The organism is Frankia sp. CgMI4, from assembly GCF_001756285.1.
Lineage (GTDB): Bacteria > Actinomycetota > Actinomycetes > Frankiales > Frankiaceae > Frankia > Frankia casuarinae.
The window spans coordinates 52,663-76,098 of sequence record NZ_MAQZ01000061.1; the positions used below are offsets into that span (position 1 = coordinate 52,663).

The following is a 23,436-nucleotide window of genomic DNA, read 5'->3' on the forward strand; positions in this document are numbered from 1 at the left end:
GCACGCGATGATCACGCAATGATGAGGAGGAGGCCGCGCGGATGCGTCTGCCCGCAGCCCGGACCGTCCTGCGCGTGCCGAGCGCCCTCCTGGGGGCGGTGGCCCAGCCGGTTCTCGCCCATACGGTTCTTGCCCATACCCGGACCGGGTGGAGTCCGGATTCAAAGCCCGGTTCCCTCGCACCCGGGCCCCCCACGCCCCGCGGCGTCGATCGCGACGGCGCCGATCGCGACGGCGCCGATCGCGAGATCGCCGGCTCCACGGCGGCCGGCGAACCGCGGGGGAGGGCCGACGCCCACCACCTTCTCAGTCTCGGGATCCGGGGGATCTCCGGGCCTGCCGGCGAATCCCGTCGCCGGCAGCTGGAACGAGTACTGGAGAATCAGCCCGGGGTGGCGTGGGCCCGGGTCAACGAGCCGTTGCAATGTGTCCTGATCGGGCTCGCCGAACCGCCCCCCACCCTCGACGACCTGGTCGCGGCCCTCGGCCGGGTGGAGGGCGTCGCGCTCGAACCGAAGCCGGGAGCGGTGGCGAGGTTCGCGGCGCCGGTCCGCCGGACGGCCGCGGCACTGGCGGCCGACGGGGTCGCGTTCGCGCTGGCGTCGGCGGGCCGGCTCGCCCGGGCGGTGCCACTGCCCATCGAGATCGCATCGCTGGTCACCCTCGTCGACACCCAACCCCGGCTGCGCCGGTGGGTGGAGCAGATGCTCGGCGCGGGCCGGGCCGACGTCGTCCTCGGGCTGGTCAACGCCGGTGCCCTCGCCCTGGCGCAGGGGAATCTCGGTCTCGCGGTCGACGCCGGCTACCGGATGGTCGCGCTGGGCGAGGCGCGTGCGCGCCGGGACGCCTTCATGACGGCTCGGGACGGGCTGCTCGGTCATCCGGACTGGGCCGCGGCCGAGCCGGTGGTGACCGAACGGCCGCGACCGCTGCCGGACGGTCCGGTGGAGCGCTACGCCGACCTCGCCGTGCTCGGCGGGCTCGGCGGGTTCGCCACCGCCGCCACCGGGAATCCGCGCCGTGCCGTGGCGCTGGCCGCCACCTCGCTGCCACGCCCGGCCCGGGTCGGGCGGGAGGGCTTCGCCGCCCAGTTGACCCGCGTCCTGGCGCGCCGCGGCGTCCACGTCATGGATTCGGCGGCCCTGCGGGTGCTCGACCGCGTCGACACCATCGTCATCGACGCCGACGTCCTGCGCGGAGAGGAACGCATAATCGCCGACGTCGTGCCGCTGGCCGGTGCGAACCGCAGCGACGTCGCGGTCCGCGCGCACGCCCTGTTCCGTCCGGCCGGTATCAGCGCCGTCGCCACCGCGGAGGGCTGGGCCCTCGGGCCGGTGGAACAGCTCGGCCTGCGCGGCCGGACCGGTGTCCGGGAGCGCCGCGAACTGGCCCGGTCCGGGGCGGACACGGTGCTCGGTCTGGCTCAGGGCAGCAGGCTGATGGCCATCGTGTCGGTCGAACCCGGGCGAGCGGAGGGGAGCCACCACCTGCTGGCCGCCTGCCGCCGTTCCGGGCGKGCGGTGTTCATCGCCGGTGACCCTCCCGCCGGCGCCGGCGGAACAGTGGAGGACACCRACAACCTTCCCGGGGTACCCGGGGGGGACCGGTTGGTCGGGACGATCCGCGGTCTGCAGGCCGAGCGCGGCGGCGTCCTGGTCGTGTCCCGCCGACGGGCCGCGGTCGGCACCGCGGACTGCGGCGTCGGCGTGAACGGCCACGACGGCTCGCCGGCCTGGGGGGCGCACATCCTGGTTGGGAATGACCTGGCCGCCGCCAGCCTCGTGATCGAGGCGGTCGCCGCGGCCGCCCAGGTGAGCCGGCACGCGGTGCGGCTCGCCCAGGTGGGCTCGGGTGCCGGTGCGTTGGCCATGCTCACCGGGGCCGACCCGCGGCTGGTCTCCCGGGCCATGACAATGGTCACCGCGGCGGTCACCGCCGCCCTCGGCGAGGGGATCTGGGCGGCGCGGGAACTGGGTCGCCGCCCCCCGCCGCCCGCAGTCCCCCGTACCCCGTGGCACATCCTGCCGGCCGAGGACTGCCTGGCTCTGCTGGACAACAGCCGCCCGGGTGGGCTGTCCACCGAGGAGGCGGCGCGACGCCGCCAGGACGGCGCGGTGTCGATGCAGGCGACCGCGCCCAGCCTCGTCCGGGCGTTCGCGGCCGAACTGGCCAACCCGCTCACCCCCGTCCTCCTCGGCGGCGCCGCGCTGTCGGCCGCGACCGGTTCCGTGCTGGACGCCGGTCTGGTGCTCAGCGTCGCGATCGGCTCGGCGTTCGCCGGCGCGGTCCAGCAGATACGGGCGGACCGGGCACTCGCCCGACTGTTCGCCGTCTCGGCGGTTCCGGCCCGGGTGCTGCGGGACGGCGAGGAGACCAAGCTGCCGGCGGACGACCTGGTCCCGGGCGACATCATCATGGTCGGGGCCGGGGATGTCGTCCCCGCGGACTGCCGGCTCCTGTCGACGACGGGGCTCGACGTCGACGAGTCGTCGCTGACCGGCGAGTCCATGCCGGTCACGAAATCGCCCGGACCGGTGGCAGCCGCCAACCTGGCAGACCGCTCCTCGATGATCTACGAAGGAACGACCGTCGCCGGCGGGCGGGGCRCCGGCGTGGTGGTGGCCACCGGCTCGGCCACCGAGGCGGGGCGCAGCATGGCCGCGACCGCCGGTCCCGCCCGGCTCAGCGGCGTCGAGGCGCGACTGTCCACAATCACCGATCTCACCATTCCGGTGGCGCTCGCCGCCGCCGGGGCACTGTTGGCCTCCGGGTTGATCCGTGGCCTGCCGATCCGGGACACGCTCAGCGCCGGGGTGGCGCTCGCCGTCGCGGCGGTGCCCGAAGGGCTGCCCTTCCTCGCGACCGCCGCCCAGCTTTCCGCCGCCCGACGGCTCTCGGCACGGGGCGCGCTGGTACGCAACCCCCGCACCATCGAGACCCTCGGCCGGGTGGACGTGCTGGGTTTCGACAAGACCGGAACGCTCACCGAGGGCAGGATCCGCCTGCACGCCGTCTCGGACGGCACGCACACCGCCGCGGTGACCGAGTTCGGAGCGACGCATCGGCGGGTGCTGGCCGCCGGGCTACGCGCCACGCCGCGCGGCAAAGGAAAGAAGAAGTTGCCGCATCCGACCGATCGCGCGGTGCAGAAGGGAGCGGCCGCGGCGGCGGTGACCCGCGAGTACGGTCTCGCCGTGTGGTCGCCGACGGCCTCGCTTCCCTTCGAGCCGGGCCGCGGCTACCACGCGGCAGTGGGGGATGCCGGCACGACCACGGTGCTGAGCGTCAAAGGGGCGCCCGAGGTGCTGCTGCCACGGTGCGCCCGCATCCGGACCGCCGACGGAACGGCACCGCTGAACGACCGCCGGCGGGCGAGGCTCATCCAGGAGCACAGCCGGCTCGCGGGCGCGGGCTACCGCGTCCTCGCGGTGGCCGATCGCGACCTGGGGTCCGCGCCCCGACCGGCGGACGAGGAACTCACCGATGACAGCGTGGCCGAGTTGGCCTTCCTCGGCTTCCTCGTCCTGTCCGACCCGGTCCGGACCACGGCCGGGGCGTCGCTGGAGGCGCTGCGCGCCGCGGGCGTGCAGGTGCTGATGATGACCGGAGACCATCCGGCCACCGCCAGGACGATCGCCACCGAACTGGGAGTGCTCACCGACGACCAGATCATGCTGACGGGTGTCGAGCTCGAAGCCATGGACGACGAGGCCCTGGACGCGGTCCTGCCCAGGGTGGCCGTGATCGCCCGGAGCACTCCGCTGCATAAGGTGCGGGTCGTGGAGGCCTACCAGCGGCTGGGCAAGACGGTGGCGATGACCGGCGACGGCGCCAACGACGCGCCCGCCATCCGGCTCGCCGACGTCGGCCTCGCGCTGGGCCGGCGTGGCACGCCGGCGGCCCGGGCCGCCGCCGACGTGATCGTGACGGACGACCAGCTGAACACGATCATCGACGTGCTCGTCGAGGGCCGTTCGATGTGGGCCTCGGTCCGCCAGGCCCTGGGCATCTTCGTGGGCGGGAACCTCGGCGAGATCGCGTTCACTCTCCTCGGCTCCATGGCCACCGGGCGGTCGCCACTGTCCGCGCGGCAACTGCTGCTCGTCAACCTGCTCACCGATCTCGCCCCGGCCCTGGCCGTCGCGCTGCGCGAGCCGGATCCGGAGGCGACCGGACAGCTCCTCAGCGAGGGCCCGGAGCGCTCCCTCGGTACCGCCCTGAACCGGGAGATCGCGGTGCGGGCGGTCGCCACGACCCTCGCCGCCACGGGTGCCTGGATCATCGCCCGCCTCACCGGGCGCCGACGGCACGCGAACACGGTCGGCCTCGCCGCGCTCGTCGGCTCGCAACTGGGCCAGACGCTGCTCGTCGGCGGCCGCAGCCGGACGGTCCTGCTGAGCATCGCCGCCTCGGCGGTCGTCCTGGCCGCCATCGTGCAGATGCCAGGCGTCAGCCAGTTCTTCGGTTGCACCCCGCTCGGTCCGGCGGGCTGGTCGATCGCGATCGGCGCGTCGCTGGCGGGGACGTTGCTCTCCTTCCTCCTCCAAGCCTCCGCCGGGCTGCAGTCCGCCGCAGGACACCTTTGGGTACGTGCGAGGTGAGTTGCGAGGTGAGTGGGGTAGGTGCCCGCACAGAAGCGGCCATGATATCGCGATTGAGGAATCTGATATTGAACCTGTGAGGTGACGCCGGTGGCCGACATCCTCGTACGTGACGTGCCGACGCGGTTCTCCCCAAGCTCGACGCTGCCTCCGCCCGAGMCGGAATCTCGCGTGTCGAGTATCCGCGCCGCACGCTTGCCGCCGCAGCCGGCCATCACCGGGYCCCGAGCGTCCCCGATCCGCTGATCGCAGCGACAGCGGAAGCCGCCGGCCTCGGTCGCTCCACTCGACCTGACCGCGTTCCTGGCGGGGATTGGAGAGCTGGGGCGGCCCTGGGCGCCAACGCATACTCGACCGTTACGTGATGGTACAGTCGCAACCGTGCGGGATGTGGCTACTTCGCCGCAGATAGCCGCGATCGACCCGCATCGACGCGTGTTCGCGCTGGCGAACGGGACCCGTCCGCGGATCCCAGCGGCAGCCTGCTCGTGTTCGTCCAGGTTAGCGACCTGCGCCACTCTGCCGAGGAGCGTCCAAGCAGTGACGGCAAAGCAGAACCTGGCCATCGCCTGTGCCGACCATCTGCTAGGCGGAAGTCCGCGTACCCACCTGCCCCACCTGCCCCAGCTCGCCGGCCGCGGCGCACTGGTCACCGGTGCCTCCAGCGGGATCGGGCGCGCCGTCGCCCTTCGGTTGGCGCGGGCCGGCGCATTTGTCATCGCGACCGGTCGCGATGAGGAGGTGCTGGCGAGGATGGTCAAGGAGGCCGACGAGGTCGGTCTGACCATCCATCACCAGGCTGCGGACATCACCGATCCCGCGGACCGCGGCTGTCTGGTCGACATGGTCCGTGATCAGCCCACGGACCTGAAGATCCTGGTGCACTCGGCAGGGGCCTACCACCGCGGCGCGATCGCCGACGCCCCACTGACCGACCTTGACGAACAGCTGGACATCAATGTACGCGCGCCCTATGTGCTCACCCAGATGCTGATTCCGGACCTCGTCCGGACCGGTGGCGACGTGGTGTTCATCAACTCCACCCAGGGCTTGTCCGCCGGCGCCGGCGTCGGCCAGTACGCCGCGGCCAAGCACGCCCTGCGGGCGATCGCCGACAGCCTGCGGGCGGAGGTCTCGGCTGCCGGGGTGCGKGTGTGCACGGTCTTCCCGGGCCGCACGGCGACCCCCATGCAGCAAAAAATCTTCCAGGCCGAGGGGCGGGCGTGGAATGCCGACCTGCTCATCGCGCCCGACGACATCGCCGACGTCGTGACCGGGGCAGTGGCACTTCCCGACCGCGCGAGTATCACCGAGATCGTGATACGCCCCACCTATGGACCCGGACCAGTGGACTCGTTCGTAGCTCGTCCGCAGACGGGCTAGACCTCACAACGCTGTGCGGCGACTGCCGCCCAGGTCCCAGGTTCGCCCGCTAGCCGGCTGCCGGCGCCACGATGTTCACCCGATCGGGGGCGCGATGGGCAATTCAACACCTACGTTAGTGTTTGTTCCTCCGAGGTATCGCCGTGGCCTCGCCTGGGACGGCAYGCACGGCTGACGATCAAGGGGGCGCGTTGACCCGGAGGACCTCGCCAGAATCYGCCCAGCAGGAGAGCTTCCGTCCCTCGCGGCAGCTCCCAGCACCTCAGACCGGGCTGGAGCTGCCCACGTTGACCGGCTTGCGGGGAGTCGCCGCCACTCTGGTGTTCCTCCGCCACATCCACGCGGACGTCCAGGGGACCCTGCCGGTGGTCGCGGTGCTGGGCAACATCGGTTACGTGGGCGTCACGTTCTTCTTCGTGCTGTCGGGGTTCGTCCTCACCTGGGCGACCAGGCCRATCACCGCGGGGCAGTTCTACTGGCGCCGGTTCGCCCGGGTCTATCCCCTGTACTTCGCCGCCATCTGGATCTGGCTCGCGATCGCGTGGCCGCTGGGGACATTGGGGGACTTCGGCTCGAAGCCCCTCTCCATCCTGCCGAGTCTGCTCCTCGTCCAGGCATGGGTTCCAACCCAGTCGATCTATTTCGGCTGGGGTGGTGCCGTGCTGTGGTCGTTGTCCTGCGAGGCGTTCTTCTACCTGGTCTTCCCCCACGTGTACCGCAGGTTCGCGACCCGCACCAACCCCGAACGCATCCGCGCCGCGCTCCTGTTCGTTCTCCCTGCCGCGGCCGTGGCATGTGCGGCGAGCACCGCGGGCTCTCGGTTCGATCTTGCCGCGTACGCGAACCCGGCGGTGCGGCTCGGCGAGTTCGTCCTTGGCGTGGTCCTTGGGTTGCTGGCTCGTGAGGGTGCCCGCGCAACGCCGTGGCAGCGTCGGATGCTCACCGCCTTCTCCTGCGCCTGGCTGGTCGTCCCGATACTCCTGGGCTACCGCTACGGCCATCTACAGGGATTCATGGACACGCTCACACTGCCGGCGTTTGCCATCATCATCTTCCTGGCCGGCACCCGTGAGGCGGACGGCCGCCGGATTCCGGTGTTCAGCTCCCGCCCACTCGTCTATTTCGGCGAGATCTCCTACGCCTTCTATCTCATTCACCCCGCCACACTCACGATCAGCGGGGAACTCGGCTGGGTCGACGCCACCACCGCGGCCGGGACGGCGCTCRCCATCCTCGCCGACTTCGCCCTGTCCTTCGCCTTCGCCGCGGCCCTGCATCACACGGTGGAAGGCCCGGCCCGCCGATGGCTGATGGGGGTACTCCGGTCACGATCGTCCCCCCGTCATGCCTACCGGAGTCTGCTGCCCGATGTGCGACCGCGGATCCCACCGGAGTCCGCAAGCGCGGATCATGTCGTACCTGTCGCTCGTCCGTGACCACCGGCCCATCYCGCCCGGACGGAGGTCGGACGACGCATCGCCCTGTGAACGGCCATCACCCGCCCCCCGCGTGACGGAGCCGGGAAGGCCCGGTTCACGATGGTGGCCGGTCCCGACTTCGGACCGGCCCCGGACCGCGGCCATCGGTCCCGGCAGACGGAGGTGCCCATGGGCTCGCCCGTTGGTAAGTCCTCGGCCTGGCGCAACTGGGCGGGCAACGAGACCGTCCGGTCGGTGCGCCTCGCCCGCCCCCGCGACGCGGAGGAGATCTCCGCCCTGGTCGGTACCGCCATCCGGGACGGCCATCAGATCCGGGCGATCGGATCGTCCCATTCCATGAGCGCCATCGGCCGCCCGGACCCGGGCTCCGTCCAGGTCCGCCTGGACAGGTGCGCCGACCTCGTCGCTCTGGACGGCGGCAGCGGCCTGGTGACGGTGCGCGGTGGGATGACCATGCGCCGGCTGAACCGGCTGCTCGCGGAGGCCGGGCTCGCCCTGACCAACCAGGGCGACGTCGACGAGGTGACCATCGYGGGTGCCATCTCGACCGGCACCCACGGCACCGGGAGCCGCTTCGGCGGCCTGTGCACCCAGGTCCGGGCACTCGAGGTGGTACTCGGCGACGGCAGTGTGGTCACCTGTTCACGCGGCGAACGTCCCGAGTTGTTCGCCGCCGCCCGGCTGGGCCTGGGTGCCGTCGGCGTCGTCACGTCGGTCACCCTGCAGGCGGTGCCGCTGTTCGCCCTGCAGGTCCAGGAGGGTCCGATGCGCCTGGACGAGGTCCTCGACACCTACGACGAGCTCGTCGACCAGACCGACCACCTCCGCTTCTCGTGGTTTCCGCACACCACGACGGCCCTGGTCAGACGCGGGCAGCGGCGTCCGCTCGACGACGGCCTGGCGCCGCTGCCCCGGCTGCGCTGCTGGGTTGACGACGAACTGGTGTCGAACACCCTCTTCGGCGCGCTGATGACGACGGGCCGGCGGATGCCCGCGGCGGTGCGGCCCATCGCGCACGTCAGCGCGCGGGCCTCGGGCAGCCGCACGTTCCGCGACCTGTCCTACCGGGTGTTCACCTCCCACCGCCGGGTCCGGTTCAAGGAGATGGAGTACGCCCTCCCCCGTGCCGATCTCGCCGCGACGCTGCGTGAGCTGGTCTACGCCATGGGGAGCGCGGACGTGCGTGCCGTCTTCCCGGTGGAGGTCCGATGTGCCGCCGCGGACGAGATCCCGATATCGACGGCGTACGGCCGCGACACCGCCTACATCGCCGTGCACGTGGATCATCGCGGTGCGCACGGCGACTACTTCGGCCTCGCCGAGAAAATCATGTTGTCGGTCGGCGGCCGGCCGCACTGGGGCAAACTGCATTCACTGGACGCGGCGACGCTGCGTGGGCTCTATCCCCGTTTCGACGACTTCCTGGCCGTGCGCGACGCCGCCGACCCGACCGGGGTGTTCGCGAACGCGTATCTCGACCGCGTCCTCGGCTCACCGGCCTGCGCCACCAACGCTCGGTGACCCGACCGCGGCACGCCACGGCGGTTTCTCGCCGATGTGGCGACGGGCGGAGCAGCGGTCGCGGGCGGTTCAGCCTGCGGTGGTCCGGCCGCCGACGTCCTCCCCGAGGTAGGCCTGCCGGACCCGGTCGTCGGCCAGCAGACTCGCGGCGGTACCCGCCAGCACGACCTCGCCGGTCTCCAGCACGTAGCCGCGGCCCGCGATCCGCAGCGCCGAGGCCGCGTTCTGCTCGACCAGCAGTACCGCGACCCCCTCCCGGTTGATCTCCGCGATCACCTCGAAGATGGTCTGAACGATCATTGGGGCCAGCCCCATCGACGGCTCGTCGAGGAGCATCAGCCGGGGACGGCTCATCAGCGCGCGTCCGATCGCGAGCATCTGCTGCTCGCCGCCGGACAACGTGCCTCCCGGCTGCGCGATCCGCTCGGCCAGCCGGGGGAAGAGCGCGAGCACCCGGCCGAGGTCGGTCCGCACATGCCGGCGATCGTGGTAGGCGCCCATCAGGAGGTTCTCTCGGACACTCATGCTCGGGAAGATTCGCCGGCCCTCGGGCACGTGGCTCACCCCCCGGCCGACGAGTTCGTGCGCCGGAATTGACGACAATGGGCGACCGTCCAGCCACGTCTGTCCCGCCCGGGGCCGCAGCAGTCCGGAGACCGTCCGCAGCGTGGTTGTCTTGCCGGCGCCGTTGGCCCCGAGCAGGGTGACGATCTCGCCCTCGGCCACCTCCAGGCTGACGCCGCGCAGGGCGGTGACGGCGCCGTAGGCGACCTCGACATTGGCCAGGGTCAGCAGCATCAGCGCAGTTCCTTCCACCCGGYGGGGCCGGCCGCGCCGGGATCCACCACATCGGGATCCACCACATCGGGATCCACCGCGCCGGCGTCGGCCAGGCCCAGGTAYGCCTCGATGACCGCCGGGTCCCGCTGGACCTCCACCGGCGTGCCGGACGCGATGATCCGGCCGAAGTTGAGCACCACCACCGAGGTCGCCACCGACATGACCAGCCGCATGTCATGCTCGATGAGCAGGACCGACACCCCGGTGCCCGCGATCCGGATGATCAACTCTGCCAGGTCACGCTTCTCCGCCGGGTTCGTGCCGGCCGCGGGCTCGTCGAGCAGCAGCAGGCGCGGCTCGGTACCGAGCGCCCGGGCGATCTCCAACCGGCGTTGCTCGCCGTAGGGCAGCGACGAGGCGAGCTCGTGCGCCCGGTGCGGCAGGCCCACGAGCTCAAGCAGCTCCAGCGCGTGCCGCACGCCGTCACGCTCGGCCCGCCGGGCGCCCGGCAGCCCCAGCACCGCGGCCAGCGGCCCGTACCGCTGCCGCACCTCGGTCCCGATCTGGACGTTCTCCAGCGCCGACAGGGCGGGGAAGAGCCGGATGTTCTGGAAGGTCCGGGCGACGCCGAGCCGGGTGATGGCGTGCGGGCTGCGCCCCACCAGCTCGGCCTGCCGGCCGGGCCGGGGCCAGAAGGTGACCGATCCCTGCTGCGGGCGGTATGCCCCGGTGAGGCAGTTGAACAGCGAGGTCTTGCCGGCCCCGTTCGGTCCGATCACCGCCAGGATCTCGCCCCGGCGCTGGCGCAGTGAGACGCCGTCGAGGCTGGTCACACCCCCGAACCGCAGCGCCAGGTCGCGGGCCTCCACCACTAGGTCCTCCGGGCCTCCGCCGCGCCCGGCTTCCCCCGGGCCCTGGCTGTCCCCGCGGCCCTGGCTGCTCCCGCGGCCCTGGCTGCTCCCGCGCTGCCGGTCCCGGGAGCGCCGGTGTCCCGGCGGGGAGACGCGGTGCGCTCCGCCCCTGGTCACGGCTTGCCCCCCGTGGGCGCGGCGCCCAGGGAGTCCGCCGCGCCGATGCCGGCCTCCGCGAGCTGGATCTCCSGACGCCGCCGGCGCGACGGCACGAGTCCCTGCGGACGGAAGATCATCATGATCACGATGACAGCGCCGAAGTAGATGTACCGGTCCGCGGGCGGGACCTTGTCGCGCAGGTAGAAGGCGATGCCCTGGAGGACGACGGCACCGACCACCACCCCGAGCCGGGAACCCATCCCGCCGAAGATGACGACGGCGACGACGAAGAACGACGCCTGCAGGCTGAAGCTCTGCGGGTTGAAGAACTGTTTGGAGGCGAAGAGCACGCCGGCGAAGCCCGACACCGAGGCGCCGATAGCGAAGGCGAGCAGCTTCATCCGCAGGGTCGCGACCCCGGTCGCCTCGGCTGCGATCTCGTCCTCGCGGATCGCCGCCCAGGCCCGGCCGATCCTGGACCGTTCCAGCCGACCGAAGGCGATCATGACTCCGACGATGATGGCCAGGAGCAGGTAGTAATACGGCAGCGGATCGATGCCCCACTCGTAGCCGAGGCCGAGCAGGTTGATCGACAGGTGCGGAACGCCGAAGGCCCCCCGGGCACCGTTCGTGATGTTGTCGGCGTTGTTCGCGATCAAATGGATGATCTCACCGAAACCGAGCGTGACGATCGCCAGGTAGTCACCCCGCAGCCGCAGCGTCGGCGCGCCCAGGACGACGCCGGCGAGCGCGGCAAGGACCAGCGCGATCGGGAAGACGAAGAACGGGTTGAGCACGAAGGGCGCGTGCCACGGCATCGCGGTCTGTGAGGTGAAGTAGGCCGTCGCGTAGGCACCGATGGCGAAGAAGGCGATGTAGCCGAGGTCGAGCAGGCCGGCGTAGCCGACCACGACGTTCAGGCCCAGTGCGAGCAGCGCGTAGATGCCGATGTCGTTGACCATCGACTGCTGCGCGGCGGTCGAGACGACCAGCGGGGCGATGATCGCGACCGCCAGAAGCGCCAGGTTCAGCGCGATCGGGCCGCCCCGGGTGGCGTAGGCCGCGCTCACCGGCCCCCGGATGCCGGCCGTCAGCCGGCCCGCCGCGCCCCGCAGTTCGACGCCGAGCGCCAGGACGATCCACAACGCGACGGCGAGCCCCAGGTAGGGCAGGATCCGCGCGTCCAGCACCGAATCCTGAAATGCCTTCAGCGGTTTGTCGGAGCCCCCGGCCGGACCGGTCACCACCGCGGCGAGCACACCCACCAGCAGCAGCACCCCGAGCTGGCGCAGCCGGGCCGGGGAGAACAGCACGGCCGGACGCAGCGATGCGCCCGCCGGGTCGCCACCAGACCCGCCACCCGGCCCGGCGGGTGGGAGCGGCGCCCCGGCCCTCGGCGGGCGGGCGGACGACGTCGCAGCGCTCACGCTGCCCTCCCTAGACGTTCCCCGAGCAGGCCGGACGGTCGGATCATCAGGATGCCGACCAGGACCAGGAAAGCGATCACGTCCTTGTAGGACGCCTGGAAGATATATCCGCCATAGCTTTCCACCAATCCGAGGAGCAGGCCGCCGAGCATCGCCCCGCGCACGTTGCCGATGCCGCCGAGGACCGCGGCGGTGAACGCCTTCACCCCGGGGACGAACCCCATGCTGTACGAGGCGTTGAACGTCATCGCGTACAGGAAGCCACCGGCCCCGGCCAACAGGCCGCCGAGCACGAACGTGACGATGATGATGCGTTCGACGTTCACGCCCATGAGAACCGCGGTGTCGGCGTCCTGGGCCACCGCGCGGATGCCCTGCCCGAGCCGGGTCCCCGCGACCAGCCGGTCCAGTCCGACCAATATCGCGATCGCGACCGCGAAGATGACCAGCGACTGGGTGGAGACGTCCGCTCCGAACAGCGTGAACACCGTTCCGTCGGTGAACAGGTCGGGCAGGGCCACATTCTGCCGGCCGAACTCCTTGCCGGCAAGGTTCACCGCGAACAGCGAGGCCCCGATGGCGCTGATGAGATAGGCCAGCCGGGGGGCGGAACGGCGCCGCAGCGGCCGGTACGCCACCCGTTCGAGCGTGAAGGCGGCGAGCCCGCCGCAGATCGCGCCGGCGCCGAGGCCCATGGTCACCAGGCCCACCGATTCGAGGCCGCCCGGGACCGAGCCGTCCCCGGGCAGCAGGGCGCGGGCGGCGAACAGCCCGCCGAAGGATCCCAGCATGAAGACCTCGCTGTGCGCGAAGTTGATGAGCTGGAGGACCCCGTAGACGAGGGTGTACCCGAGCGCGATGACCGCGTACAGGGAGCCGACCGTCAGACCGTCGACGGTCAGCTGCCAGAACTGGTCGAGGAAACCCATCCGTGTGCCTCGTTCACCACCAGGCGAAGCGGTGGCCGGACGTCCCACCCCCGGCCACCGCCCGCACCGACATCAGGCCTTGACCAGGTTCGCGATGTTGCCGAGAACGGTGATCTGTCCACCCTTCACCTGGTAGACGAACACGTTGGAGCCCTTGACCTCGCCGTTGGGCTCGAACACCACGGTCTTGGTGATGCCGGGGAAGTTCACGGAACCGAACGCGCCGGTCACGGACTCCCGGGTGACGTCCTTGCCGAGCTTCTTGAAGACGTCCGCGAGGGCGAGCGTGGCGTCGTAGGCCTCACCGGAGTAGGTGCCGGGCTTCGTCCCGTTGTTGACCTTCTTGTAGGACGCGACGAAGGACGCGGCCTTCGGGTCGGTGTTGGCGTCGCCGCAGGGGCAGGTGAGGTAGRCACCCTCGGCCGCGGCGGCCCCGGCCTGCGCGACGTACTGCGGGTCGAGCGAGCCGTCACCGCTGATGATCTTTCCGGTGAAGCCCTTGCCCTTCAGCGCCTTCGACAGCAGCGCGAACTCGGGGTAGTAGCCGGAGTAGTAGAGGACCTCGGGCGCGGCAGCGATGATCTTCGTTGCCTCGGAGGTGTAGTCCTTGGTCGGGTTGATGCCGTCGTGGGTCGCGTTGACACCCTTGGCCTTGAGCTCGGCCTCCAGCGCACCCGACAGGCCCGTGCCGTACTCGCTCTTGTCGTCCAGCGAGTACACCTTCGTCGCCTTGAGCACCGTGGCGATGTAGTCGGCCGCGGCCTTGCCCTGCACGGTGTCCGGGGCGATGACCCGGTAGAAGGTCTTGAAGCCCAGGGTGGTGAGCGCGGGGTTCGTCGCCGACGGGCTCACCGACAGCAGCCCGGCCTGGGTGTAGGCCGGCTCGCTCGCCTTGGTGGCGCCGGAGAACATCGGGCCGACCACCGCGACGACCTTGGAGTCATCGATCAGCTTCTGGGCTGCCGTCGGGCCCTGATCCGGCGAGCCGCCATCGTCGGATTCGACGAGCTTGAGCTGGAACGGCGCGCTCGCATCCGCGTTGACCTCGGCGATCGCCGTCCGGACGCCGTAGAGGGCGTTCAGACCGAGCTGCTGGCTGTCGCCCGAGAGAACTCCCTGGAAGCCGATCGTGATGGTCTGCTTCCCGTTCGAGGACGAACCACTGTCACTTCCACAGGCCGCCGCGGTCAACGCCACGGTCGCGGCAAGGGCTATCGCTCCCAGGAGYGGGCGCCTACCCATGCAATTCCTCCTCCGGTCCCGCCAGACCCGACTCCGATGCCATGGCCCGGCCCAGTCACCCCGACGCGCCCGGCCCGCGAGCCGGTGCGCCACCGCCTAGAGAATGACGTGCTAACCAGCATCAATTCGCACCACCCCCCGGATGGACGGGGCGGCGCACGGTTACACACCGGCACGATCCCGCGGAACCCGGCACCTCAGCATGGCTATGCCCAGACCGCCGGGCTGGTGCCCAGCTGTGCCGGCGGGGAGCTCCAGCTCGGCGCGACGCCGGCCACGGTGGCGGCCGGGCGGATGTACGACAGGGGTCCGAACTCGCTGTTCATCGTGGCGCAGAACTCCTCGGCCTCCTCCCGGGTCGGGTCGGGGAGCGCGAGCGTGTCGTGGTGTCCCAGCCCCTGCAGCCAACGACCGGTCCGGGTCAGGGACACACCGACGTGCCAGCTGCCCCCCTCGGTCGCCCGGCGCGCCAGCGCGTCCAGCACCCCGTAGACGGTGAGGTAGCCAGTCGAATGATCAAGGGCCTGTGCCGGCAGCGGCACGGGGCGGTCGGACCGGGTCACCGCCGCGGCGGCGGTCGCGATGCCGGACGCGGTCTGGACCAGACTGTCGAACCCGCGCAGACCGCTCCAGGGGCCCTGCCGTCCATACGCGGTGATGGTCGCGCAGACGATGCCCGGCCGGATCCTGGCGACCGCCTCCGGGCCGAAGCCGAGCCGGTCGAGGGCCATCGGCCGGTAAGCCTGGAGCACCACGTCCGCCGAGGCGATCAGCTCGCGCAGCCGGCGGGCGTCCGCGGTCACCCGCAGGTTGAGGAAGGCGTTGCGCTTGCCGAACCCGGTGTCGACGAGCACCGTGTGCACCTCCGGCAGGTGGGCGGCGCCGACCCGCAGGACGTCGGCTCCGTAGGCGGCCAGCGTGCGACCGGCGACGGGACCGGCAATGACCCGGGTCAGGTCGAGCACCCGCAGACCCGCGGCCGGCGTCTCGGCCGGGGGCGCGGCGAGCGCCGGGCCGTCGCCGAGCCGGCGCACCTCGACGAGGGGAAGCTCGTCAACCGCCCGGGCCTGCCGGTGCTCGCGCCACTCCCGCTCGCTACGGGCCATGCTGGCGCACAGACCCATGGCGTGCAGCTCGAGTTCCAGCGGCTCGGCCTCGAAACGGCGGATGACCCGTTCGACGGCGGCGCGCTCGCCCGGCGTCCCAAGAAGATCCAGGATCCCGTTGCGGTGGTGCGGGAAGTTGCAGTGCAGCTGGATCCACCGGTCGTCCCCGGTGCGGTAGTACCCGGAGATCGGGTCCCACGGGCTCGGCGGTGGCTTGCCGGCCACTCGCAGGTACCGTTCGCTGCGGAAGACCGCACTCGCGTGACGAGTGTCCACGGTGACCTCCGGCGGGGCCCCGCCGCCGCGGGCCGCGAGCAGGCGGCTAGCCCCGACGGCCGCGGCCGCCACCGACGCGGTCGCCACCGTCGTCACCCGGTAGAGGCTGGGCAGGACGTCGGCGGGTCCGGTCACGGTCAGCCGCTCGGCGATGTCCGGATCCTGTACCAGCGACGCGACCTCGGTGACAATCTCCGAGTTCTGCCGTTGCCCCATCCACCCATCCTGTCCCACCCTGGTGTGCACGCGGCGCCCCGAGCGCGCCGTCGGCCGAACCGGAATGAGGCCGGCACGCCCGATAAGACGATCCTGAGAGCCAAGAGCCACAACGCACAGAAAATCCTATTTTGCCGCTGTCCCGGCCTCCCGACTCGCGCTCGCCCCGGGCCGTCCAAGGCCCATTCTGGTCATGTGTAGGTACTTTCGCCATGACACCGGGCTCGCGGCCGCCCGGTCGGGTGGTCGGCAATGGCAGGAGACACCCCGATGCGCGTGCAACGCTCGCTGTACGAGGTGCTGGACGTACCGCCCAGCGCCACCGCCGAGCAGATCCGGYATGCCTACCGCGTGGCCGCCCGCCRCACCCATCCCGACGCCGGTGGTTCGTCACCGGCCTTCGATCGGGTCACCCTCGCCTACCGCGTTCTCGGCGACCCCGACCGGCGGCGCCGCTACGACCTGCGCCTCGCCGCCGGCACGCCTCACCCGTCCGCGCCGCGCCGATCATCACCGGGCCCGTCCGCGCCGCGCCGATCATCACCGGGCCCATCCGCGCCGGGCCCATCCGCACCGGGCCCGGGTGCACCGGGCCCGGGTGCCGATCCGATGGTCCGTCGCCGCTACCTCGCCCTGATGCTGGTGGCGCTGACCCTGTTCATCTCGGCAGRCACCGTGGTGCGGCTGTACTCCGTGACCGCCGCCATGATCATGATGGTGGTCGCGGCGATGATCCCGCCCGTCGCGGTCACCGTGGCGAGCCGTCCCCGTCGGGCKCCTTCCGACCCCCGTCCCCGAGCAGGCGAGGACCGGGGCGTCCGCGCCGACCGCACTCCCCCGCCCGGATCAGACCGGTAGCCGCACGCGTAGGGAACCGGCCGGGCGCCCGCCGCCGAGCACCGTGGGCGCCCCGAGCACGGCGAGCTGGGCGAAGTCGAGCTCCTGGTGCCCGGGGGCGTCCGGACCGGGAAGAGCACCCAGGCGGGTCAGCACGGCCAGCGCGACCGGGACGCCGGGCCGCCCGCTCCCATCCGCGATCTTGACCGCGACCGCGTGACCCTCGGACGTCGCCACCACCGTGACACCCTCGGCGCCGTTCTTCGCGACGACGCCGGGTACCGCCCGCATCAGGTCGGTGTCGGACCGGCCAACACCCCCGATCAGCTCGGGATGCGCCCGCATGGCGTTGATGACCCGCCGCTCGGGGCCGCCCGGCGCGGCCCGGACCATCGCCCGCAGCCCGCGAGCCAGGCCCGTGAGCGAGAACGCGAACAACGGGGCCCCGCACCCGTCCACGCTGGTCGCGACGATCTCCTCGCCGATCAGCTCCTCGATCGTGCGCCGGATCACCTGCTGCAACGGATGATCGGGGTCGGTGTAGTTCTCGATCGGCCAGCCGGCCGCCACGCAGCAGGCGATCATCCCCGCATGCTTGCCGGAGCAGTTCATCAGCACCGGCTCCGCGCGGCCCCCGGCGCGAAGGTGCGCCTGGGCCGCGGCCGGGCCCAACGGAAGATCGGCGGGACAGCGCAGGGTGTCGACGGAGACGCCCGCTACCGAGAGGATCTCCAGCACCCGCGCGAGATGCACCGGCTCGCCGCTGTGGGAACTGGACACGATGGCAAGCAGGTCACCGGGGATCTCCCGGCTCAGGAAGATGCCGTCCAGCCCGGCACGAAGMATCGCGGCGGCCTGAAGGGGCTTGACCGCCGATCGGGGGAAGATCGGGTGGTCGGGCACGCCGACGGTGAGCGCGCTGTCCCCATCCCGACCGAGGCCGATGACGGTGCCGTGATGGCAACTCTCCACGAACGGCGCACCGCCGCGCAGCCCCCGGACAACCTCGGCGACCACCTGCGGGCCCTCCGGCGGCTGCATACAGCCAGCGTACGTCGGGCCTTCTCCCGCTCACCCGTTCTCGCCATCCGCCGAATCCGACGCTCGCCTCACGGCGGCCGCATATCCTGGTGCCGTGCCTGCCTACGACTACCGCTGCCGGGTATGTGACGCATCGTTCGAGGTTCGCCGCAGCATGCACGAGTCCGTGCCGGACAGCGCGGTGAGCTGCCCCTCCGGACACACCGAGACCTCGCGGATCTTCTCTGCGATCGCCGTCAGCCGCGGCTCGGCCACGCCGGCTCCGGCTATGGCCTCGCCGTCCGCCGGCGGGGGCGCGTGCTGCGGCGGCGGCTGCTGCGGCTGACGCCACCGTTCATCCTGACGCCACCGTTCATCCGCGGTGACGATGGATGCCCGCGGCCTGCGATTTCGTCGGCCCACGCGCCGCCCGGGTCCGCGGGCCGACATCCACCTGACGGTCCCGCTGGCCGCCGCACGCGGCGGCCMGGTCCTCCACCAGCCGCCGTCGCAACAGCCGCAGGGTATCTTCCCGCTCCGTCTGATCCAGACCGGCTACGAGGGTCTGCAGCAGATCACCTGATCCGGGTCGTTGGTCGCCATAGCCGAACCCACTCGTACCCATGGGCGTGTCCTACCCAGGCCACCGGCGTGTCACGCAGTCCCGGGCCCACGGGAACAAGGCACCGGGCCACCGGAGTCTCCGCCGCACCCCCCGCAGCGCCTCCCGCAGCCGAGCGCGGACGACCCGGCGATCGATGGCCCGCGGGCCGAGCACCATGATCCATGCGATACCCAACGCCCACAGGCCGGCGAGGGCACCGAAGGCAAAAACGTTGAACGCTCCGATCATCGCGAAGCCGACGAGCAGCAGAACGCTCGCGGCGAGCCCGCCACCCACGGGTGTTTCCGTACCCCGCCGGCTACGGCGTCATACCGACTACTTCATGATGTTGGTCATATTATGGATCATCGGACGGATTCAGTGACGCCGTGACTCCACGTGAGGAGGGCCGGGTCGCAGTACCCGCCACAGCGCGCCCAACGAGGTGAACTGGATGTCGGGCGGCGCACCGGCGACCTCGTCAACCACCCGGTCCGGGGCGTGCTGATGACGCAGATGATCCATGATCTCGTCACGGTTGGCGGGGAAGACCGCCCGGCCGAGCCAGCGGGCGAGCTCGGAGCGTTCCTCGACGTCCACCGGCGTCATCCCAGCCGGCACACCGACCCGCGACCCAGYGGCATCCAGGTTCTGCGGGCCACCGGTCGCTTCCTCGGGGAACGGTTCAGCGGAGCGCCATTCCTCCGCCCGCGTGTCCCGCCCGGCCCGCACAAGCCCCTCGACCTCGTGCGYCAAGATGTCGTCGCGCACAGGGCCGTGCTTGGTGCTTCCGCGATCCACTGCCATGTTCTCGTTCCTTTCCGCTGTTTCAGTGGTGCGCGCTGACGGACGAAGYAAACCCGCGATCGGGCCACCCGGCTTCTCCGGTCAGCAGATGTTCACGGYCAGCGATGGGCGGGAACACCGGCATCCATGGTGCGGATACCCCACAACGTGTTGGTCAGACCCGCCGAACGCCTGGAGCGGGCCGAAGCTCTCGACCCGGTGGCAGTGAAGATCCGTGACATGGTCCGCCGCTCCCTGCACGACGGGACCATCCGGGACACCCTGCACGGCGTGCCGCTCGGTCACCCGCTGCATCCGGCGCTCGCTGCGCTCCCCATCGGAACCTGGATCTCCGCGGGAATCGTGGACCTGCTCGCGGGACGTCACGAGGGGTCCGAACGGGCGGCCCGGGTACTGATCGCCACGGGGTTGCTCGCGGCGGTCTCGGCCGCCGCCAGCGGCCTCGCCGACTACTCCGAGCTGCATGAGCGCCAACTGCGGGTCGGGGTGGCGCACGCCGCGACGAACAGTCTGGCGGCCTGCTGCTACGCCGCCTCGCTCGGCATCCGATGGCGTGGCAACGGCCGCCTCGGCCGTCGTCTCGCGCTGCTCGGCCTCGCCACGGCCAGCACGTCGGCCTACCTCGGCGGTCATCTGGCCCACCGGCAGGCGTCGGGAGCCAACCACACCGAGGAGGTACCCCACCTGCTGCCGCCCGGTTGGCATCCGCTCGCCCTTCTGGACGAACTGGCGGACGGCCGACCMGAGGCGCGGCTGTTGCGGGATGTGCCGGTCGTCCTCCTCCGGAAGGGAGACCACGTCGACGTACTGGCCGGCCGGTGCAGCCACCTGTCCGGACCACTGCACAAGGGAGAGATCATCCGAAGGGACGGCTTCACCTGCCTGCGCTGCCCCTGGCACGGCAGCACCTTCCGGGTGACGGACGGYGCGGTGGTGCATGGTCCCGCGACCGCGCCCCAGCCGCGGTTCGATGTGTGGATCTCCGATGGTGAGGTCCGGGTACGGCTGCCTGGGGCGGGATAGCTACCGCGGAATAGCTAACTGGGGCGGGACAGCGTCGAGGGGCTGTCCGCCGCGGAGCGGGGCGTCCCGGCTGCCGGACCGGTTGGCGGGACGGCTGGCGGGACGACGGCCGGGCTGGCGGCGCCAGCCGAGCRCTGTAGGCCCGCGCGGTCCGAGCCCGGGCGCCCGGTGGTGGCCATCTCGCCCACCCCGTAAAGCGCATAGGCTTTCCTGATCACCGGCCGGGCCACGTTACGGACCGGCACCCCACCGGCCGTCATCCCGTGCTCCGAACCGGCATGGGCGTGACCGTGCAGCGCAAGGCAGGCGGCCCCCGCGTCCACCGCCTCGGCAAGGTGGTAGCTGCCGAGAAACGGGAAGATCTCGGTTCGCTCGCCGATGAGCGTGTCCGGTACCGGAGCATAGTGCATCAAAGCCACACGGATTTCGCAATCCAGACTTTCCAGCGCACCGCGCAGCCGGGATCCGGCGTCCTTCGTGTGCCGGATGAACGCCTTCATCAGTGGTTCGCCGAAGTCGCTTCCGCTGGCCCCGGCGAACCCCCCGCCAAATCCCTTGACGCCGGCGATTCCGAGACGGCGGCCGTCGATGTCGAGGACCGTGCCGCCGCCTTCGAGGACGGTCACGCCAGCATCGGCCAGCATTTCGATGATCTCGTTCTCGGCACCGCCGTGGTAGTCGTGATTACCCAGGACGGCGACGACGGGCACCTCGGCGTCCGCCACCTCGGCCGCGACGATCTCGGCCTCGGCCGGCAGCCCCCGCTGGGTGAGATCACCGGCCAGCAGCAGCACGTCCGCCCGACCGGCGAGTCCACGCAGCAGCGGTGCGAAGGTTCCGCGGCTGTCCACGCCCAGGTGGATGTCGCCGACGGCGGCAATTCTGATCATGAGATGGTCTCCACGTTCGGCGGCGCCTCGGTCGGCATCCCCCGATCCGCGATGGTGACCTCGTTACTCACCAGGCGTCCGGGAAGCGCCTCGGCGAGCACATCCGCGACGGCCCGGCGGCGGGCGTCCGTGGCGACCTCGCCCTCGACCAGGATCTGCTGGCCATCCACCACCACCTCCAGCCCGAGCTCGGCCACCCTTGGATCCTCGGCGAGGCGTTCGTGCAGGTCACCGGCAAGATACTCATYGGCCTCGGTGAGGTTCAGTGCCCCGTACCCGGCGGTGTCGGCGATCCGCTTCGCGGTCCCGGCCTGCTCCGCCGCACCCGCTGGCACCGCCCCACCCGCTGGCACCGCCCCACCCGCTGGCACCGCCCCACCCGCTGGCACCAACGGGCCGTGCGGACGTGAACCCGTGGGGGTGCCCCCGGCCGACGGAGCACCTTCGGTAGACGGAGCACCTTCGGCCGACACTGCACGACCGGCGGCCGGGATCAGGTTGAGCCGGGTGGCCACGAGCAGGGCCGCCTCGGCGAAGGGGGAGGTGGCCGTCGCGCGACGTACCTGATCCCAGTCSACCTGCTCCCGCATCGCTCTGATCATCGGTATCACGCGAGCGAGGTCACAGTACCGTTCCTCCAGGGCCAACAGGGTCATCTCGAACCAGTCGGTGGCATCCAGCACGGGCATGCGCACCGAGTCCACCGACATCTCACTGGACCGCTCCAGCGTTTGCTGGGTCACCGCCCGACCCACCGGATGGTGGATGAGATCGACCAGCACCTCGCCGTCGAACACCTTGGTGAGCCAGTCCTCGGGTGAGTCGACCGGGCGCAGGCCGKCGTTCGCAAGCACCTCGACCGCCCGCGGCACGTCGTCCTCGCGCAGCATGAAATCGACGTCGTGGACCGGCTCGGGGCCGCCCCGGGCCCAGCAGGCGTAGCTGCCCCCGAGAGCGAACGGGATGCCCGCCTCCTTCAGGGTCACAGCCACGCGTTTCAGACTCTCCCGCAGGCCTCTGGGCGCATCCTCCATACCGCTGCCCGTACCCGCGGGAACCATGTGATGCACCTCGCGTACCCCACCGGAGTCGGGCGGCAGGTGGCTGTCGCGATTGCGACACCTCTAAATGACTACCTCGAAGCGGTGACAGGACTACTACAGAAGCATGGCGCCGTCCGGCTATCCGTAGTTATAATTTCACTACATGCCACAAGAGTTACCACTTCGACGCCTGATAGACACCTGAATCTCACGGCTTGACRACACCGAGCGTCGACATGAGCGATGATGACCTTCGCGGCAAACCTGTCGCCCGCCTACTTCGACACCGGATTGGAAGCGAACCCTGAACACGCGCACACGATCCGACCAGTTGGCCAGGGCCCTCGGAGGGGAAACAGCCGCACCGGAGAACTCCGGCGAACGCCTCCCTGAACAACGCGCCACTGGRCCGGCCACCCTGACCTCGCGGCCGGCCGCCCCGGGCGGCCACGGCGTGGTCGACCYGTCCAGCCATCCCGGCCAGCTGGCCCGCCGGCTCCAGCAGGTGACCTATCAGCTCTGGACCACCACCGTCTCGACCGAGACGACACCTCCGCAGTTCGTGGTCCTCAACAGCCTGCTCGCTGATCCCGATATTGATCAGCGCACGCTCGGAGAACGAGCCTCCCTGGATCGGTCGACGGTGGCCGATGTGGTGGCGAGGCTCGTGCAGCGTGGGCTCATCCGCCGRGTCCGTGACCCGCGTGATGGCCGGCGCAACGTCCTGCGGCTGACCAAGCGGGGAGAGTCGACCCACGGTCAGGTGGCGGACCGCATCGACCAGATGAACGACAAGCTGCTGGCGCCGCTGTCCGAGGAGGAACAGACCGCCCTGTTGTCGATGTTGGCCCGCATCGTCGACCAGGATAGGCCCCATTAACACGATGCGGGGTCGCTACGTATCGCCCGAGGTCGATGACGGTCGGCATCTTCGGTATCGCCGCCTCTTGACGTCCTCTCCGCCCTGAAGGGTGGAGATTCCCGCCTGCTACGCCGCTGTTCGCATCCCGGTCGTGGACGACCCCGCAGGCCGGGCACGTCCACGGCCGGACGGTCAGTGGTTTCGGCCCGTCCTTCACCCCGCACGCCGAACAGACCTGCGACAACGCAAACCACCGGTCGACCTTCACCACGGTCCGGCCGTACCGGGCGGCCTTGTACTCCAGCATCCCGACGAACCGCGACCAGCCAGCGTGGGACGGCTCCGCCTAGCATGGCCAGGCATCACCGACCAGAAGCAGCCCGATGCCTGTCCAGATCACGAAGGTGAAAATGTGACTTC

At 71.1% G+C, this 23,436-nt stretch carries 19 protein-coding genes and 1 pseudogene; 8 read left to right on the forward strand and 12 right to left on the reverse strand.

What is annotated here, in order from left to right; translation table 11 throughout:
- Positions 1-41 precede the first annotated feature (41 nt).
- From Manayef4_RS09265 to Manayef4_RS09280, 4 genes are all read left to right on the forward strand, one after another.
- Entirely contained in the window at positions 42-4,601 is a 4,560-nt protein-coding gene (locus Manayef4_RS09265) for a cation-transporting P-type ATPase (protein ID WP_070131323.1), read from the forward strand.
- Positions 4,602-5,141: 540 nt separating this feature from the next.
- On the forward strand, positions 5,142-5,984 hold the full coding sequence (locus tag Manayef4_RS09270) for an SDR family NAD(P)-dependent oxidoreductase (protein WP_011434813.1): 843 nt from the start codon (positions 5,142-5,144) through the stop codon (positions 5,982-5,984).
- Between the two features lie 287 nt (positions 5,985-6,271).
- A complete protein-coding gene (locus Manayef4_RS09275) occupies positions 6,272-7,420 on the forward strand; it encodes an acyltransferase (RefSeq protein ID WP_254665553.1) in 1,149 nt (382 codons plus the stop codon).
- A gap of 171 nt (positions 7,421-7,591) precedes the next feature.
- Positions 7,592-8,944 carry a D-arabinono-1,4-lactone oxidase gene (locus Manayef4_RS09280; protein WP_070131351.1) on the forward strand — a complete coding sequence of 451 codons (1,353 nt, stop codon included), beginning with the start codon at positions 7,592-7,594 and terminating at the stop codon, positions 8,942-8,944.
- A gap of 69 nt (positions 8,945-9,013) precedes the next feature.
- Here Manayef4_RS09280 and Manayef4_RS09285 read toward each other — a convergent pair whose 3' ends face one another.
- The 6 genes from Manayef4_RS09285 to Manayef4_RS09310 all read right to left on the reverse strand — a co-directional run bounded on the left by Manayef4_RS09285 (position 9,014) and on the right by Manayef4_RS09310 (position 15,930).
- Complete coding sequence (locus tag Manayef4_RS09285; RefSeq protein ID WP_011434810.1) at positions 9,014-9,742, reverse strand: ABC transporter ATP-binding protein; 729 nt, start codon at positions 9,740-9,742, stop codon at positions 9,014-9,016.
- Positions 9,742-10,596, reverse strand: a complete 855-nt coding sequence (locus Manayef4_RS09290; RefSeq protein ID WP_175443356.1) for an ABC transporter ATP-binding protein — start codon at positions 10,594-10,596, stop codon at positions 9,742-9,744. The genes Manayef4_RS09285 and Manayef4_RS09290 overlap by 1 nt, the downstream gene beginning before the upstream one ends.
- Before the next feature lie 152 nt (positions 10,597-10,748).
- Positions 10,749-12,161: a branched-chain amino acid ABC transporter permease gene (locus Manayef4_RS09295; RefSeq protein WP_070131326.1), complete on the reverse strand. Its 1,413-nt coding sequence runs from the start codon at positions 12,159-12,161 to the stop codon at positions 10,749-10,751.
- The gene (locus Manayef4_RS09300) at positions 12,158-13,090 is read right to left on the reverse strand and encodes a branched-chain amino acid ABC transporter permease (protein ID WP_011434807.1); all 933 of its coding nucleotides are present in this window, start codon (positions 13,088-13,090) and stop codon (positions 12,158-12,160) included. Before Manayef4_RS09300 ends, Manayef4_RS09295 begins: the two co-directional genes overlap by 4 nt.
- Before the next feature lie 72 nt (positions 13,091-13,162).
- Positions 13,163-14,332, reverse strand: coding sequence for a branched-chain amino acid ABC transporter substrate-binding protein (locus tag Manayef4_RS09305; protein WP_070131327.1), 1,170 nt, complete (start codon positions 14,330-14,332; stop codon positions 13,163-13,165).
- 206 nt (positions 14,333-14,538) lie between these two features.
- Positions 14,539-15,930, reverse strand: a complete 1,392-nt coding sequence (locus tag Manayef4_RS09310; protein WP_011434805.1) for a CoA transferase — start codon at positions 15,928-15,930, stop codon at positions 14,539-14,541.
- 270 nt (positions 15,931-16,200) lie between these two features.
- Between Manayef4_RS09310 and Manayef4_RS09315 the strand changes: the two genes are divergently transcribed.
- Complete coding sequence (locus Manayef4_RS09315) at positions 16,201-16,788, forward strand: J domain-containing protein (protein ID WP_254665554.1); 588 nt, start codon at positions 16,201-16,203, stop codon at positions 16,786-16,788.
- Here Manayef4_RS09315 and Manayef4_RS09320 read toward each other — a convergent pair.
- A complete protein-coding gene (locus tag Manayef4_RS09320; protein ID WP_070131329.1) occupies positions 16,777-17,808 on the reverse strand; it encodes an asparaginase in 1,032 nt (343 codons plus the stop codon). The genes Manayef4_RS09315 and Manayef4_RS09320 overlap by 12 nt on opposite strands.
- 94 nt (positions 17,809-17,902) lie before the next feature.
- Between Manayef4_RS09320 and Manayef4_RS22750 the strand changes: the two genes are divergently transcribed.
- Complete coding sequence (locus Manayef4_RS22750; RefSeq protein ID WP_011434802.1) at positions 17,903-18,133, forward strand: zinc ribbon domain-containing protein; 231 nt, start codon at positions 17,903-17,905, stop codon at positions 18,131-18,133.
- 288 nt (positions 18,134-18,421) lie between these two features.
- On the opposite strand, the gene Manayef4_RS09330 is transcribed toward Manayef4_RS22750, so the two are convergent.
- Positions 18,422-18,688, reverse strand: coding sequence for a hypothetical protein (locus Manayef4_RS09330; protein WP_023840865.1), 267 nt, complete (start codon positions 18,686-18,688; stop codon positions 18,422-18,424).
- 81 nt (positions 18,689-18,769) lie between these two features.
- Positions 18,770-19,198, reverse strand: coding sequence for a DUF2795 domain-containing protein (locus Manayef4_RS09335; RefSeq protein WP_070131331.1), 429 nt, complete (start codon positions 19,196-19,198; stop codon positions 18,770-18,772).
- Positions 19,199-19,345: 147 nt separating this feature from the next.
- Between Manayef4_RS09335 and Manayef4_RS09340 the strand changes: the two genes are divergently transcribed.
- Positions 19,346-20,221: a Rieske (2Fe-2S) protein gene (locus Manayef4_RS09340; RefSeq protein ID WP_236707297.1), complete on the forward strand. Its 876-nt coding sequence runs from the start codon at positions 19,346-19,348 to the stop codon at positions 20,219-20,221.
- 14 nt (positions 20,222-20,235) lie between these two features.
- On the opposite strand, the gene Manayef4_RS09345 is transcribed toward Manayef4_RS09340, so the two are convergent.
- Both Manayef4_RS09345 and Manayef4_RS09350 read right to left on the reverse strand, forming a co-directional pair.
- Positions 20,236-21,111, reverse strand: coding sequence for a metallophosphoesterase (locus Manayef4_RS09345; protein WP_070131332.1), 876 nt, complete (start codon positions 21,109-21,111; stop codon positions 20,236-20,238).
- Positions 21,108-22,103, reverse strand: a complete 996-nt coding sequence (locus tag Manayef4_RS09350) for a phospholipid-binding protein (RefSeq protein WP_349257435.1) — start codon at positions 22,101-22,103, stop codon at positions 21,108-21,110. Before Manayef4_RS09350 ends, Manayef4_RS09345 begins: the two co-directional genes overlap by 4 nt.
- 505 nt (positions 22,104-22,608) lie before the next feature.
- On the opposite strand from Manayef4_RS09350, the gene Manayef4_RS09355 reads away from it, so the two are divergent.
- Positions 22,609-23,034, forward strand: coding sequence for a MarR family transcriptional regulator (locus tag Manayef4_RS09355; protein ID WP_139140052.1), 426 nt, complete (start codon positions 22,609-22,611; stop codon positions 23,032-23,034).
- Positions 23,035-23,149: 115 nt separating this feature from the next.
- Here the strand turns inward: Manayef4_RS09355 and Manayef4_RS22760 are convergent.
- Positions 23,150-23,362, reverse strand: a pseudogene (locus Manayef4_RS22760) (zinc ribbon domain-containing protein); the annotation flags it as partial.
- Between the last annotated feature and the right edge of the window lie 74 nt (positions 23,363-23,436).